The 412-nt window shown below is 55.6% G+C and carries 1 rRNA gene; it reads right to left on the reverse strand.

What is annotated here, in order from left to right:
• Positions 1-412: ribosomal RNA gene (locus AC1DCP_RS26570) — 16S ribosomal RNA — on the reverse strand; the annotation flags it as partial.

Below are 412 nucleotides of genomic sequence, written 5' to 3' on the forward strand. Positions count from 1 at the left end.
CTCGCACCCTACGTATTACCGCGGCTGCTGGCACGTAGTTAGCCGGTGCTTATTCTTMCGGTACCGTCATCGACCCCGGGTATTAACCAGAGCCATTTCTTTCCGGACAAAAGTGCTTTACAACCCGAAGGCCTTCTTCACACACGCGGCATTGCTGGATCAGGGTTGCCCCCATTGTCCAAAATTCCCCACTGCTGCCTCCCGTAGGAGTCTGGGCCGTGTCTCAGTCCCAGTGTGGCTGATCGTCCTCTCAGACCAGCTACTGATCGTCGCCTTGGTGAGCYTTTACCCCACCAACTAGCTAATCAGACATCGGCCGCTCCTATTGCGCGAGGCCTTTCGGTCCCCCGCTTTCACCCTCAGGTCGTATGCGGTATTAGCTAATCTTTCGACTAGTTATCCCCCACAACAG

It is taken from the genome of Agrobacterium sp. 10T429 (genome assembly GCF_056393925.1).